Genomic DNA, 13,538 nt, shown 5'->3' with positions numbered 1-13,538 from the left:
CTGGGTCATGCGGATGGATTCCCGATCGAAAATTCATTGTTCGCCTGCGCCTCGCGGCGACCGGCGTGGGCATGGAAACGGACGGCGCTATGGCCGCTGGAAAGGCCGTAATGGCCGCGGAAAATGGGTACGTCTTCGGCAAACACCGTGCACAGGCCGGGCTTGGGAATGGGGATCACGTCGCCCGGCCGCAGGTTGAGGAAGTCGCCGATGCTGAGGATCGACTCCACCAGCAGGGTGCTCAGTTCGACCTCGGCGTCGAGCACCTCATCGTGCAGGCATTCCAGCCAGCGGTCGTCGCGCTCGACGCGGTCGCTCTGCACGCCCGCATCGAGCAGCGTGCGGATCGGCTCGATCATCGAGTACGGCATGGTCAGGTGCACTTCGCCGCCGCCGCCATCCAGTTCGACGTGGAAGCGCGAGACCACCACCGTCTCGGTGGGGCTGACGATGTTCGCGAACTGCGGATTGATCTCCGCGTTGATGAATTCGAACTGCAACGGCAGCACCGGCGCCCACGCCTCGATCATGGCGTTGAACACCTCGGCCAGCACGATCTGGATCACGCGGTTCTCGGTCGGCGTGAAGTCGCGCCCCTCGATGCGTGCATGGAAGCGGCCGTCGCCACCGAAGAAATTATCGATGACGGTGAAGACCAGGCGCGGCTCCATCACCACCAGCGCGGTGCCCCGCAGCGGCTTCACTTTCACGAGGTTGAGATTGGTCGGCACAGCCAGGCCATGCACGTATTCGTTGAACTTGACCATCTTCACGCCCAGCACCGAGACCTCGCAGGTCTTGCGCAGCACGCTGAACACGCCGGTGCGGAAGTACCGCGCGAAACGGTCGTTGACCATCTCCAGCGTCGGCAGGCGGCCGCGCACGATGCGGTCCTGCTGGGTGAAGTCATAGGACAGCACGGCTTCGCGCGGCGGCGGTTCGTCGCCGCCGGTTTCCACCGCGCCGCCATCGACGCCGTTGAGCAGGGCGTCGATCTCTTCCTGTGAAAGCAGGTCGCTCATTACTGCATCACGAAGCTGGTGAAATACAGCGCGTCGATGCCGGGACGGCCGAGCCGTTCCTGCACCACCTTCTGCACCGCCTTCAGTGCCTCGGCACGCAGCTTCTGCTTGCCTGCGGTGGTGGCCAGATCAGTCGCGGACTGCGCGCTGAACAGCATGACCAGCGCGTTGCGGACCACCGGATCGGCATCCTTCGCCGCCTTGATCGCCGCCGCGTCGTGCGCCATCAGGGTCACGCCCACCTGCAGGTAGCTCGGCGACTGCTTGGTCTGGAAATTCACCACGAACGGCGGATCCAGCGGCAGATACATTGCCGGCTGGGGCTTGGGTGCCGCAGCCTGGGCAGTGGCGCCGCCGGCCGCCCCGTGCCGCATCCGCAGCATCGCGTAGCCGCCGACGCCCAGTACCGCCACCAGGGCGACCACCAGGCCGATGACCAGCCCCTTCTTGCCTCCTCGGGCCGGTGCGGCTGCTTCCGTGTTTTGCTCTTTGTTCGACATCGAAACCTCAGGACCAGGGTGTGGGAGTCGGGCCGTGTGCCGGAGGCTGGAACACGGCGTTCGCTACCGTTGATGCAAACGGTATGCCACACCAGAAAACCCTTATTTCACAGTTACTTGATCAAAGACAGAGCACGCGGCGGCGCTTTCTTGACGCGTGTCGCCGCGTCGTCGCGCCGATGCGACGACGTCTTGCCGTCGCCGATGCCGGACACGCCGACGATCCGGACGGTGTCGCGCACCGGCCGGATCGATGGTGGGTGGATCGGAGGAATGGAACCGGAACGGCGACCGGACGGCCGCCGCCAGCTCAGGCGAACATGTCGAGCAGGCCCAGCGCCGTGGTCCGCACCGACGTCGTCGACGCCACGTCGGCGACTGCATCGACTTCGCCGGGGCCATCACTGCGCGAGGATGCACTGCCGCCCTGCTGGCCGCTGCCCTGCTGGCCCACCTGCGCCTGACCCAGCGATAACCCCTGCCCCGCCAGCATCGTGTCGAGCTGGCTCAGCGTCTGCTGCACCGCCGTCACGGCAGCCGGGTGTTGTGCGGCAAAACTCACGTTGACCCGGTTGTCGTGCGCCAGACTGACCTTCACGTCGAGCGCGCCGAGATCCTTCGGATGCAGGCGGATCGTTGCCTGCTTCACGTCCTGACCGCTGAGCCATACCACCTGTTGGCCCAGCTCCTGCGAGAACGACGCACTGCCGACGGGCGCCGACACGGTCAGCGTCTGCACCGCCGCCGTTCCGCCCTGCTGCAGACCCTGCAGACCGGCCCCGAGGTTGCCGAGCGACGACGGATCGAGGCTCTGCGCATGCGTCTTGGCGGCACTGGCTGCGTCGACCGAGGTCGTGCCCTTGGCCGATGCGGCCACCATGGATTTCACCGCGGCATCCAGCGCCGCGGAAAGAAGATTGCTGCCCGTGTCGGCGGCGCTCGTGTCGGCGCTGGCCGTGGTGTCGCTGCCCTGGCTACCGCCGTCGGCCTGCGCCAGTGCCTTGGTACCGGCGCCGATCGCGGCCGTCGATACGCTGGCACCAGCGGATACGGCACCAGTCAGCGCCGTTGCCAGCATGCCGGCTGCCGCGCCACTGGCCGTTTCGGCAGCCGCGCTCGTGCTGCTGGTTCCCTTCGTCGACGTCGACGTCGACGCCGTCTGTGCGGAGGCACCGAGCAGCGTCAACAAATTGGCCGCCAGCGTCGAGCTGTCGTTGCCCTGCTTGTTCTTGTCCTTGCCGGACGACTTGCCGTCGCCCTTGCCGGTGGTCTTGGCCGTGGTCTTCGCCGTCGTGCCGTCCGCGGCCGATGCCGTGGCGGCCTGGCTGTCGCCGCTTTGGCTGCTGTTGTCGGAGGTCTGCGAGGACGCGTCGGACGACGACGATCCGGCCGACGAAGAGCCCGTGGAAGACGCGTTCGAGGACGACAAGGCTGAGGCCGAAGACGATGCGCCATCGGACGCCGTGGACGCATTGTCCTGCGACTGGCTCTGGCTGCGCGCGTTGTCCAGTTGGCGACCGAACGTCAGGCCGTCATCGGCGCTACTGGTACTGTCCAGACCCGCCGCAGCGGCAAGGCCGCGTGACGGGGCGGTGGAGGTGGTGGTCGAAACGGGCATGGGAATGCTCATGGGATAACCTCGGATCAGATGGCGCGCTCGCGGCGATGCTGCATGCGTTCGTCCACATCGTTCTGTTCGCGCCGCTCTTCGCTGCGGCGTTCCACTTCGACGGCACGCTCGACCACGCCGTCCAGCACGCGTTCGCGCGCATTGGCCTCGCGCCAGCTGGAGCCTGCCTGTTCCAGCAACCGCTGCCGGCGGGCCACTTCACGGGTCTGCTGGGTAATCGCCTGATCGATGCGTTCGATGAACTGCTGGCGGTTCAGCAAGGCATGTACCGACATGCCACCGGATTGCTGACCCATCGCGTATTCCTGCCGATAGCGCTGCAGCTCGGCCAGCTGGTGCTCGGCCTGCGCAAGCTGGTTCTTCTGCTCGCCGAGCTTCTGCAGTGCAGTCTCGGTTTTCTGGCGGGCATGATCGACCGCCGGCATCAGGCGCTCCGAACGCGACTTCATGCGGCCACCTCGGCGGCGATGCCCTGCAGCCCCTCGACCGCCTCGGCCAGGTTCACCGGTTCGTCGACTTCCTGCTGCAGGTAGGCGCGCACCTTCGGCCACATCGCAATCGCCTGGTCGATCTGCGGGTCCGCACCCTTCTGGTAGGCGCCGACGGCGATCAGGTCGCGCTGCTGCTGATAGGACGCATAGACATGGCGGAAGCGTTGCGCGTCGCGCATGTGCTCGCGCCCGGCCACCGCCGGCATCACGCGGCTGATCGAGGCTTCGATGTCGATGGCCGGGTAGTGGCCGGCTTCGGCCAGGTCGCGCGACAGCACGATGTGGCCATCGAGAATGGCGCGTGCCGCGTCGGCAATCGGGTCGTGACGGTAATCGTCGCCTTCGGTGAGTACCGTGTAGAAGGCGGTGATCGAGCCACGTCCTTCCGCGTCGTTGCCGGCACGTTCGACCAGTGCCGGCAACATGGCGAACACCGACGGCGGGTAACCCTTGGTGGCCGGCGGCTCGCCGATCGCCAGCGCGATCTCGCGCTGCGCCTGCGCATAGCGGGTCAGCGAATCCATCAGCAGCAGCACGCGCTGGCCACGGTCGCGGAACCACTCGGCGATGGCGGTGGCGTACTGGGCGCCACGCAACCGACGCAGCGGCGGCGCGTCGGCCGGCGCCGCGACGATCACTGCGCGCTTGCGTCCTTCGGCACCGAGCGTGTGTTCGACGAATTCCTTCACTTCGCGGCCGCGCTCGCCGATCAGGCCGACCACCACCACGTCGGCGTCGGTGTAGCGGGTCATCATGCCGAGCAGGGTCGATTTGCCGACGCCGGAGCCCGCGAACAGGCCCAGACGCTGGCCACGGCCCACCGTCAGCATGCCGTTGATCGCACGCACGCCGGTATCCAGCGCGGTGTCGATCGGCTTGCGCGCCATCGGGTTGATCGGCTCGCGCTTCAGCGCTGCGTGTTCGTCCACCTCGAGCGGGCCCTGTCCGTCCAGCGGCAGGCCATCCGCGCCGACCACGCGGCCCAGCAGGGCCATGCCGACCGGCAGGCCGCCGCTGCGCGCGCAGGGACGCACCCGTGCATTGGGCAGCACGCCGTGCATGTCGCCCACCGGCATCAGCAGCAGGCGTTCGTCGGCAAAACCGACCACTTCAGTATCCAGTTCACTGCCGTCGGCGGCAGCCACCAGGCAGCGTGCGCCCAGCGGCGCCTCGCAACCTTCCGCTTCCAGGGTCAGACCGATCACCCGGCGCAGGCGCCCCTCCACCATCAGCAGGGTGGCGGATTCGGCACGCTGTGCCTGCTGGGCCAGCTGCTGGCGCCAGCGCTGCTGCCTTTCGACGGTGCGGGCGGCGACGTCGGTCATGCGACATCACCGCTGTGTGTGTGTTCCGCCGTGTGCTCGGCGTCGGACGCATCGTCCTCGCCGAGTACCGCATCGACCACCGCGGCGAGCCGCGTTTCCAGTTGCGCATCGAGCCGCGAGCTTTCGCTCTCCAGCCGGCAGCCGCCTCGCGTCAGGCCGGGGTCCGGGCGCAGTTCCCAGTGCGCTTCTGCCGCGTCCAGCGATTTCACCAGCGCCAGATCGTCAGGGTGCAGGACAACCCGCAGCACCCGCTTGGACGAGGGCAGCAGATCGGCCGCTTGCTGCACCGCCCGCACGACCAGCGCCGGATCGGTTCGAAGTTCGGTTGCGATCACCCGCTGCGCCACCACCATCGCCAGGCGACCCAGTTCACGACCGGTGACGTCGTCCAGCGCCTGCAGCGGGCGTGCCGCGGCATCGATCAGCGCTTCGAACCGGTCCAGCGACTGCTGCAGTTCGGCACGCGCGGCGGCGCGACCTTCTTCCAGGCCGGCGATGCGCCCCTGCTCGCGGGCAGCCTGTTCCAGCGCAGCCAGATCCACTTCCTGAGGCAGGTCTTCCAACGGCTCCGGCTCGGCCGGCGTGTCCGGCGCGTCCATCGCCGGTGGTTCCCAGCGGGCCACGTCCAGCCATGTTTCGCGACTCAGCGTCATGCTCATCCGACCAGCTCGTCGCCCCCGCCGCTGAGGTTGATTTCACCGGCATCGGCCAGCTTGCGCGCGATCGTGAGCACTTCTTTCTGTGCCGCATCAACCTCGCTCAGGCGTACCGGCCCCTTCACTTCCAGGTCATCACGCAGCATGTCCGCGGCACGCTTGGACATGTTGGCGAACATCTTTTCGCGCACGCCCGGTTCGGCCCCCTTGAGCGCCGTGACCAGACGCGCCGACGGCACCTCGCGCAGCAGGGTCTGCATGCTGCGATCATCCAGTTCGGCAAGGTCGTCGAAGACGAACATCAGTTCCTCGATCCGGCCGCCCAGGGTCGAGTCCTGGACGCGGATGGATTCCATCAGCTCGGCCTCGCGGCTCGTTTCCATCGCGTTGAGAATGTTGGCCGCGGCCTTCAGCCCACCGACGTTGGCGGACTTCAGCTTGTTCGAGTTGCCCGAGAACTGGCGCTCCATGATCTCGTCCAGCTCGTTCAGCGCATGCGGCTGCACGCCATCGAGCGTGGCGATGCGCATGATCGCGTCCGAGCGGACGCGCGGCGTCAGGTAACCGATCACCTCGGCGGCCTGGTCGGGCTCGAGGTGCGCCAGCACCAGCGCGATGATCTGCGGATGTTCCTGGCTGATCATCTCGGCGATGGAACGGCTTTCCATCCACTTCAGCGATTCCAGCCCCTTGCTGGAACGACCCAGCAGAATGCGGTCGATCAGGCCACCCGCCTTGCTCTCGCCGAGCGCGTTAACCAGGATCTTGCGGATGTAGTCCTCGGTGCCGACGCCGAAGGCGGTCTGCCGCCCCATGTCCTCGTTCAAGCGGGACAGTGCGTTCTCCACATGCTCGCGCGACACGCTGCCGAGGCTGGCCATGGCCGAGCCGACCGCCTGCACGTCGCGCGCGCTCAGGTGCTTGAGCACCTCGGCCGCGTCTTTCTCGCCGAGGGTCAACAACAGGATCGCCGCACGCTGGGCGCCCGTGATGTGTGCCTGCTCAACTGCCATCTTCGCCCACCCAATTCTTCACCACCTGGGCCACCTGACGCGGATCGTCGTTGACCATGCGCCGCGCCAGCTGGATGCGCTGTTCGTAGGCTTCGTGCGAAGGTCCGGCCAGGCGCACGCCCTGCTCTTCGTCTGCGTCATCGTCGACACGCACCGACACCGTCGGCACCGGTGCGGGCAGCTCGGCGGGCTGGGCGGTTGCCGGCCCCTTGAACACGCCACGCAGCAACGGACGCAGCAGGCCGAACGCCACGATCAGCGCCACCAGCAGGCCTACGCCCTGCTTGATCAGGTCAAGCATGCCGGGACGCTGCCAGAACGACTGCGTCGGCAGGGACTGCTGCCCCGGCACCTGACTGAACGACTGGTTGATCACGGTGACGCTGTCGCCACGCGCGGCATCGAAACCCACGGCGTTCTTGGTCAATTCGGTGAGGCGCTGCAGTTCCTGCGCCGTGAACGGCACACTCTTGGTCGTGCCCTTCGGGCCGGCGACCAGCTTGTTGTCGACCAGCACCGCCACCGTCAGGCGCGTAATGCCGCCGGCCGGGTTGCTGACGTGGCTGATGGTGCGGTCCAGCTCGTAGTTGCGCGTGGCGCTCTTGGAGATGTCGACCGGAGCCGCCGTGGCGCTGGTCTTGCTGCTCGATGCCGTGGCTACCGCCGCGCCCTTGCCGGGGTTGGCCGCGGTGGGCTGTGCCACCACGTTCGGCGGCTGGTTGCTCAGCGCACCGGGCACACCGCTGCTGCCGCCCGCGCTGCGCTGGTCGCTGCTGGTCTGCTCGCTGCGCAGGGCCGGATGGTTCGGGTCGTAGGTCTCGCTGGCCTTTTCCGACTGGCTGAAGTTCAGGTCGACCGACACCTGCGCATGCACCCGGCCCGGCCCGACCAGCGGCGTCAGCAGATCCTCGATCCGCTGCGCGTACGAATTTTCCATGCGCGTCGCCAGGCGCAGGCGCACGTCGCCCAGCGCGCCCACGCTGCCGGGGTCGCTGGTCGTGAGCAGTTGGCCCTGCTGGTCCACCACCGAGACATTGCCCGGGTCGAGCCCCGGCACGCTGGACGAGACCAGGTGCACGATCGCCGCGACCTGGCTGCTGTCCAGCTGGCGCCCCGGATACAGCGTCACCAGCACCGAGGCACTGGCCGGATGGTTGTCGCGCAGGAACGCGGAAGGCTGCGGCATGGCCAGATGCACGCGTGCCGAACGCACCGACTGCAGGCTGGCGATGGTGTTGCCCAGATCCATTTCCAGCATCTGCTGGTAATGCGTGCGCTCGGCCAGATCGCTCATGCCGAACGGCGAACCGGAACTGGCCTGCTGCTCGACACCCGTGCTGGCCACGCCCTGCGGCAGGCCCTGCGCGGCCAGCTTCAAGCGTGTCGCCGCCAGCTTCGAGGCCGGCACCATGATCGAGGCACCGTCGGGCCCCAGCTTGTAGGGAGTACCCGCCGCCTGCAGCGCCTGGGTGATCGCGGCGGCGTCCTTCTGTTCCAGCCCCGCATACAGCAGGGTGTAGTTCGGACCACGCGACCACAGCACCACAGCCACGCCGAACGCCACCGCCGCAGCCACGCCGACAAGCAGCAGCAGCTGCCGCGCCGCGGCATGGCTCATGACCTGCTTCAGGGAATCCAGGCGCGAGCCTTCGGGACTCGGCGCGATGGCGTTATCTGCCATGGGAGGTGCTCATTCGCTGGTGGTGGAACACGAGGCCGGATCGACAGGGTCGACCGGGTCAGATCGACATGCCCATGACGTCCTTGTAGGCCTCCACGAGCTTGTTGCGCACCTGGTTCATCGCACTGAGCGACAGCTGCGCCTTCTGGATCGACACCATGGTGCTGGCCAGATCGGCGCCCGGGGCGCCGCGCTCGAAGTTGGCCGCAAGCGTTCCCGCCTGCGTCTGGTTCTGCGCCACGTCGGCGATGGACTGCTTGAGCAGGTCACCGAAGCTGCTGCCAGCCAGGCTGGTGCCCTGCGATGCGCCGATGCTTCTGAAGGCGGACTCCGAAGTCGAAGCCGAGGCCTGCGTGGACATCTGGCGCATCTGCGACAGCAAACTGTTGACGTCAATCTGGCTCATGGCGATTTTCCGGCGCGCAATCAATCAATACAGGGGTGGATGCACAACGCATGCCACATGCTCAGGTCGCGGAAAGACCGCTCTGCAGCCCGTATTTGCGCAGCTTCTCGACCAGCGTCGTGCGCTGCATGCGCAACAACTTGGCCGCATGCGCCACCACTCCACCGGTGGTGTCGAGTGCTTGACGGATCAGACCCACTTCGATGCCGGCTAGGTGATCCTTCAGATCGAGACCGCCCTCGGGCAGCAGCGTGGCCGCATCGACGCCCGCAGGTGCCTCGCACAGGGCAACCGGCTCGCGTTCGTCCATCAGCGCCAGCAACGCAGCACCCTGCACGTCGCTGGCAGCGATCTCGCCACGGTACTTTTCCGGCAGGTCGATCGCACGGACCTCCTTGTTCGGAAACAGGATGGCCATCCGTTCCACCAGGTTCGACAGCTCGCGCACATTGCCCGGCCACGTGTGCTGGCGCAGCGACTGCATTGCACCGGCACTGAAGCGCACACCGCCAAGCCCACGACGACGCATGCGCTGGTTGAACTCGTCGACCAGTTCCGGCATGTCTTCCAGGTGATCGCGCAGCGCCGGCATTTCCAGCGGAAACACGCTCAGGCGATAGAACAGATCCTCGCGGAAGTGGCCGTTCTCGATCGCCTGCTCGAGGTTGCGATGGGTGGCCGCGATGATGCGCACGTTGCAGTGCTGCGTGCGGTTGCTGCCGACGCGCTCGAACGCACGTTCCTGCAGCACGCGCAGCAGCTTCACCTGCATCGGCAGGCTCATGTCGCCGATTTCGTCGAGGAACAGCGTGCCGCCCTCGGCCATTTCGAAGCGTCCCTTGCGTGCGCTGATGGCACCGGTGAACGCGCCCTTCTCGTGGCCGAACAGTTCGCTTTCCAGCAGCTCGGCGGGAATCGCGCCGCAGTTGATCGCCACGAACGGCTTGTCGCGACGCGACGAGCACTCGTGGATGGTGCGCGCCACCATTTCCTTGCCGGTACCGGACTCGCCCAGCACCAGCACGCTGGAATCGAACGGCGCGACCTGGCGGATCAGGCTGTAGACACCGCTCATCGGCATCGAGCGGCCGACGAAACGCTGCGCATTCGGATTGCCGGCGACCGGCAACGCGGCCAGCCGCGCCATCGCCTGCGCCACGCGCTCGTAGTTCAAGGGAAACTCGATCAGCTCCACGCGCATGTCGCGGCTGGAACCCAGCTCGGGCAGCTTGCTCGCCAGCGGCGAATCGGCAGCCAGCAGAATCGGCAGCGGACGCTTCTGCCCGCCGAACTGCGCGAACTGGCGATGGAATTCCGACACGTCACCGACGTGGCCGACGTACATGGCACGCCATTCCGTCGACGTCGTGGGAAACGAGCGGCAGTCGTCGTGCAGTTGCGGGTGGTAACCAAGGAAATGAAGCGCCGAAAGAACAGCGTCGGCGCGCAGGGCGTCCGACTCGATGACGGGGATGTCGAAAGTTTGCATGTGGGTTCTGCTTCCAGGTCTTGCTGTCGACCGGAGAACGCCGTCCTGACGCCCGCCTGTCCTTCACGAGCGTCCAGTTCCCTGGCGCCCCCTCTCATGTCGGAGAGGGGCAAGAAGCAGGCCAAGGCAGCGGCAGATTTGACGCTGCGGTGACAGGCACCAGTGTCATTTTTGGCTCGTGTCAAACCCGCAGCGAAGCGTCACGACGACGCAAAACCCATATGCGGCAGTTGTTTATGAATCTTTCCCAACGCAAGACGAAGGAGTACGGAAAGTGCACACTCCGTCGTATTTCTCTCGCGGCAGCACTCAGTTATGTGATGCGGGTCACATGAAGAAATTCGAAAGCCGTGCGCTTTTCAGATGCCTGCGTGACGGGCTTCTGCCACTTTACGTCGGTGTTGACGGAAAACGAGCCTCTCCAGACCTTCCTGGACAGCCTGACCACTGACGTCCAGCGTCACAAATCCATGTCCGGACGGCTGAATCGGGTCGAAGCGCACGGGCAACATCAGCGGCAGGGCGCGACAGACGTCGAAATGGATCTTCAGGAAATACGCGCCGGCCTCATCGGGGCGCAGCGACGCCGGAATCTCGGCGCCGATCGCGTTGAGACGCAACGCCTGGCGTGGCGGCAGGTCCGCGTCGGGCGAAAGCAGGCGACCGACGATGTCCACCAGCACATTCAGCTTGTTGTCCAGGCGTTGCAGCTCCTGCATCACCGCATTGCTGTCGTCGGCAGGTTCGTTGCGCCGCTCCTCCAGCGCAGCCAGGGTGTTGAGTACGTGCAGGTTGCGTTCCTCGACGTGGGCGGCGCTTTCCAAGCCCGCGTCCCGTGGCAACAGTGCCAGCGGCAGATGGTCGACATAGGCCACCCGTTCTGAAAACGCCTGCCATGCCTCGTCGCTCATCAGCCCCCCCGCCCGGGTCGTCCCGGTGAAAGCAATCGGTGGCCGGCATGTTCCAGCCACGAACCGCCCATGCCCTATCTAATGACCCGCATATAGGCGCCCAGTGCCTGATGCCGCTTCTGCTGGTCGGTCATTGCCTGTTCTACGTTATCTTTCGCATGCCTGGCCATCGCAAGCAACCGTCGATTGTGCTCCAGCATCACGGCCAGGAAGCTGCTGCTCTGCTCATCACCGGGGTAACCCTGCGCCAACCAGCGCCTGCGCTCCAGGTCCAGCCGGGTCACCTGCTCCCAGTCACCCATCTCGGCGGCCTCGAGCATGCGCCCGCTGACCGCCAATGCCTGCTCGAGTGCGTGATAGGCCTGACTCGATGCCATCAGGAACCAACGGCCCGGCCGGCAAGATACTCACCTCGGATGCCCTTCCAGCCTTCGCGCACCGGCGACAGCAGGCGGATGCATTCTTCCAGCGCCGCCACATCGTCGTGCAGCTGGGCGTGGATGAGCCGCCGCGTCACATATTCATAGAGCGCCTCGAGCCGGTCGGCCAGCGCGCCACCCGCCTCGTGATCCAGCGACATGCGCAGCTGGCCGATGATGGCGACGGTGCGCGAAATGCTGTTGCCCTTGCCGGCCACATCGCCATGCCGGATATGACCGCAGGCCTGGGCCATGCGGTCGATCGCGCCATCCAGCAACATGGAAACGAGCTGGTGGGCGTCGGCGTCCTCCACGCCGGCACGGGCGCTGTACTGCTGATACATGGCCGCAGCCTGGCGAGCGTATGCCTGGTTCATCGTCATGCCTCTCCTTAGCCGCCACTCTTGCTGCTGGAACTGGAGGTGCTGGTACCGCTGATGGCCGCCATCGACTGGGTCAGGTAACTGCTGGTGTTGTTCAGCTGGGACATCATGGTGTCGAGATTGGTGTACTGCGCGTTCAGCTGGGCCTTGTACTCGTCCATGCGGCTATTGAGCTGGGTAACCTGATTGTTGAGGTTGCTTAGATCGTTGTTGAGGTTGCTGATTTGCTGCGGGATGGTGCCATTGGCCCCGGTGAACGTATCGACCGTGGAGCTGAGCTTGGAGACGAAGCCATTGGTCCCGGTGAACAGGCTCTGCATCGCCGACGGGTTGCTGCTCAGGGCCGCACTGAAGGTCTGCGAATCGAGCGACATGGTGCCGTCGGCATTGCGGGTGATGCCGATGTTCGCCAGCGACTGCAGGGCGTTGCCGCCGACCTGGCTGCCCAGCACGCTGGAAATCTGGTTTTCCGCCGACAGCAGGGTCGAATTGCCCAGCAGCAGGCCGGCCGAACCGGTGGAACTGTCATAGCTGCTCAGCACACCGATCGTGCTGGCATATTGGTTGTAGGCGGAAACGAAACTCTGCACCGCCGACGTGATGCCGCTGTTGTCCTGGGCCACCGTGAGTTTGGTGCTGCCGGTCGCCGCGAAGTTGAGCACGACACCGCTGAGCGCGCTGCCCACGGTGTTGCTGCTGCTGCTCATCGCCACGCCGTCGATGGTGTACTGCGCATCGGACGCCTCGCTGCTGCCCGCCGTATTCAGCGTGCTGGCCAGGCTGGAAAGTCCGCTGCTGCTGCCGCTGGCGGCCGTCACCGTGAAAGCATTGGCGGTGCCGGTATTGTTCGAGCTGAGCACCAGCTGCTGACCACCCGTGCCGTTGAGCACCGTCGCCGTCACACCCGGGTTGTTCGAGGCGCTGTTGATCGAGCTGGCGATGTCCGCCAGCGTACTGGTGGAAGACACCGAGATGTTCATGGTGGAGCTGCCCACCGTAACGTTCAGTGCGCCGCTGCCGACGGCCGAGCCGCTGGTATATGCCCCGCTGACGCGCTTCTGTGCGGTCGCCAGCGAATTGACCTGGATATCGTAGGTACCCGGCGTCGCACCGTTGGCGGCCGTTGCTGTTCCCACGGTCGTATCCGACAAGGTGGCCGTATAGCTGCTGAAGCTGGTACCGACCGCATTCATCGCCGACTGCAGCGAACTGAGCGCGCTGCTGAGACCGCTGAGACCCGATTCCAGGTTCTGGTCCTGCTGCGCCTGGGCCGCGATCTGTGCCTGCGGCCCGGCCTGCTGGGCGTTGACCAGTGCCGTGATGATGGCGGTCACGTCCAGGCCGGAACCGATGCCGGCCGAGCTGAGCAGGCCGGTGCCCGTCGAGGTGCTCGAAGACGATGAGCTCGACGAGGAAGAGGTGGAAGACGTGCTGCTGCCCGACGACAACGAACTCATCAGCGTATTCAGGGCACTCAGGCTGCCGGTGGCACTGCTGGTCGTGGTCATGCTGCAACTCCGAATAGTGGACTGGTCGAGATACGCCGCGTGCCTTGCGACCGGCCTTTCGGCAAATCGCCGGCGCCGTTTTTCTGGCGTCTCAGGTCGTCGAA

15 protein-coding genes are annotated in these 13,538 nt (G+C 66.0%); all 15 read right to left on the bottom strand.

Translation table 11 applies throughout. The features are described from left to right. Nucleotides 1–5: 5 nt before the first annotated feature. Nucleotides 6–1,022, bottom strand: a complete 1,017-nt coding sequence (gene fliM / locus RA164_RS03950; protein WP_329742676.1) for a flagellar motor switch protein FliM — start codon at nt 1,020–1,022, stop codon at nt 6–8. Continuing rightward, nucleotides 1,022–1,522, bottom strand: coding sequence for a flagellar basal body-associated FliL family protein (locus RA164_RS03945; protein ID WP_329742675.1), 501 nt, complete (start codon nt 1,520–1,522; stop codon nt 1,022–1,024). The genes fliM and RA164_RS03945 overlap by 1 nt, the downstream gene beginning before the upstream one ends. Nucleotides 1,523–1,635: 113 nt before the next feature. Continuing rightward, nucleotides 1,636–1,764 (bottom strand): hypothetical protein, encoded by a 129-nt coding sequence (locus tag RA164_RS03940; RefSeq protein WP_329742674.1) that lies wholly within the window; start codon nt 1,762–1,764, stop codon nt 1,636–1,638. Nucleotides 1,765–1,832: 68 nt separating this feature from the next. Next, nucleotides 1,833–3,152, bottom strand: a complete 1,320-nt coding sequence (locus RA164_RS03935; RefSeq protein WP_329742673.1) for a flagellar hook-length control protein FliK — start codon at nt 3,150–3,152, stop codon at nt 1,833–1,835. A 14-nt stretch (nt 3,153–3,166) separates the two neighbouring features. Next, nucleotides 3,167–3,601 (bottom strand): flagellar export protein FliJ, encoded by a 435-nt coding sequence (gene fliJ, locus RA164_RS03930; protein ID WP_329742672.1) that lies wholly within the window; start codon nt 3,599–3,601, stop codon nt 3,167–3,169. Next, entirely contained in the window at nt 3,598–4,968 is a 1,371-nt protein-coding gene (fliI, locus tag RA164_RS03925; RefSeq protein WP_329742671.1) for a flagellar protein export ATPase FliI, read from the bottom strand. The genes fliJ and fliI overlap by 4 nt, the downstream gene beginning before the upstream one ends. Further along, on the bottom strand, nt 4,965–5,627 hold the full coding sequence (locus RA164_RS03920) for a FliH/SctL family protein (RefSeq protein WP_329742670.1): 663 nt from the start codon (nt 5,625–5,627) through the stop codon (nt 4,965–4,967). Before RA164_RS03920 ends, fliI begins: the two co-directional genes overlap by 4 nt. Then, complete coding sequence (fliG, locus tag RA164_RS03915) at nt 5,624–6,616, bottom strand: flagellar motor switch protein FliG (protein WP_329743473.1); 993 nt, start codon at nt 6,614–6,616, stop codon at nt 5,624–5,626. Before fliG ends, RA164_RS03920 begins: the two co-directional genes overlap by 4 nt. A 10-nt stretch (nt 6,617–6,626) precedes the next feature. Next, the gene (fliF, locus tag RA164_RS03910; protein WP_329742669.1) at nt 6,627–8,318 is read right to left on the bottom strand and encodes a flagellar basal-body MS-ring/collar protein FliF; all 1,692 of its coding nucleotides are present in this window, start codon (nt 8,316–8,318) and stop codon (nt 6,627–6,629) included. Between the two features lie 58 nt (nt 8,319–8,376). After that, nucleotides 8,377–8,724 carry a flagellar hook-basal body complex protein FliE gene (gene fliE, locus RA164_RS03905; protein WP_329742668.1) on the bottom strand — a complete coding sequence of 116 codons (348 nt, stop codon included), beginning with the start codon at nt 8,722–8,724 and terminating at the stop codon, nt 8,377–8,379. A 61-nt stretch (nt 8,725–8,785) separates the two neighbouring features. Then, a complete protein-coding gene (locus tag RA164_RS03900; protein WP_329742667.1) occupies nt 8,786–10,213 on the bottom strand; it encodes a sigma-54 dependent transcriptional regulator in 1,428 nt (475 codons plus the stop codon). 359 nt (nt 10,214–10,572) lie between these two features. Next, the gene (locus RA164_RS03895; RefSeq protein ID WP_329742666.1) at nt 10,573–11,124 is read right to left on the bottom strand and encodes a PilZ domain-containing protein; all 552 of its coding nucleotides are present in this window, start codon (nt 11,122–11,124) and stop codon (nt 10,573–10,575) included. Nucleotides 11,125–11,198: 74 nt separating this feature from the next. Then, the gene (locus RA164_RS03890) at nt 11,199–11,501 is read right to left on the bottom strand and encodes a hypothetical protein (RefSeq protein ID WP_329742665.1); all 303 of its coding nucleotides are present in this window, start codon (nt 11,499–11,501) and stop codon (nt 11,199–11,201) included. Further along, complete coding sequence (gene fliS / locus RA164_RS03885) at nt 11,501–11,920, bottom strand: flagellar export chaperone FliS (RefSeq protein WP_329742664.1); 420 nt, start codon at nt 11,918–11,920, stop codon at nt 11,501–11,503. Before fliS ends, RA164_RS03890 begins: the two co-directional genes overlap by 1 nt. 14 nt (nt 11,921–11,934) lie before the next feature. Next, on the bottom strand, nt 11,935–13,434 hold the full coding sequence (fliD, locus tag RA164_RS03880) for a flagellar filament capping protein FliD (protein ID WP_329742663.1): 1,500 nt from the start codon (nt 13,432–13,434) through the stop codon (nt 11,935–11,937). Between the last annotated feature and the right edge of the window lie 104 nt (nt 13,435–13,538).

The organism is Dyella sp. A6, assembly GCF_036320485.1.
GTDB lineage: Bacteria > Pseudomonadota > Gammaproteobacteria > Xanthomonadales > Rhodanobacteraceae > Rhodanobacter_A > Rhodanobacter_A aluminiiresistens.
Note: the sequence above shows the minus strand (reverse complement) of the source record. Positions and strands in the feature narration are given on the sequence as shown.

What these genes read in the sequence shown, in the direction of transcription:
- fliM (WP_329742676.1), bottom strand. Translation starts at nt 1,022, where the DNA reads ATGAGCGACCTGCTTTCACAGGAAGAGATCGACGCCCTGCTCAACGGC.
- RA164_RS03945 (WP_329742675.1), bottom strand. Translation starts at nt 1,522, where the DNA reads ATGTCGAACAAAGAGCAAAACACGGAAGCAGCCGCACCGGCCCGAGGA.
- RA164_RS03935 (WP_329742673.1), bottom strand. Translation starts at nt 3,152, where the DNA reads ATGAGCATTCCCATGCCCGTTTCGACCACCACCTCCACCGCCCCGTCA.
- fliJ (WP_329742672.1), bottom strand. Translation starts at nt 3,601, where the DNA reads ATGAAGTCGCGTTCGGAGCGCCTGATGCCGGCGGTCGATCATGCCCGC.
- fliI (WP_329742671.1), bottom strand. Translation starts at nt 4,968, where the DNA reads ATGACCGACGTCGCCGCCCGCACCGTCGAAAGGCAGCAGCGCTGGCGC.
- RA164_RS03920 (WP_329742670.1), bottom strand. Translation starts at nt 5,627, where the DNA reads ATGAGCATGACGCTGAGTCGCGAAACATGGCTGGACGTGGCCCGCTGG.
- fliF (WP_329742669.1), bottom strand. Translation starts at nt 8,318, where the DNA reads ATGGCAGATAACGCCATCGCGCCGAGTCCCGAAGGCTCGCGCCTGGAT.
- fliE (WP_329742668.1), bottom strand. Translation starts at nt 8,724, where the DNA reads ATGAGCCAGATTGACGTCAACAGTTTGCTGTCGCAGATGCGCCAGATG.
- RA164_RS03900 (WP_329742667.1), bottom strand. Translation starts at nt 10,213, where the DNA reads ATGCAAACTTTCGACATCCCCGTCATCGAGTCGGACGCCCTGCGCGCC.
- RA164_RS03895 (WP_329742666.1), bottom strand. Translation starts at nt 11,124, where the DNA reads ATGAGCGACGAGGCATGGCAGGCGTTTTCAGAACGGGTGGCCTATGTC.
- RA164_RS03890 (WP_329742665.1), bottom strand. Translation starts at nt 11,501, where the DNA reads ATGGCATCGAGTCAGGCCTATCACGCACTCGAGCAGGCATTGGCGGTC.
- fliS (WP_329742664.1), bottom strand. Translation starts at nt 11,920, where the DNA reads ATGAACCAGGCATACGCTCGCCAGGCTGCGGCCATGTATCAGCAGTAC.
- fliD (WP_329742663.1), bottom strand. Translation starts at nt 13,434, where the DNA reads ATGACCACGACCAGCAGTGCCACCGGCAGCCTGAGTGCCCTGAATACG.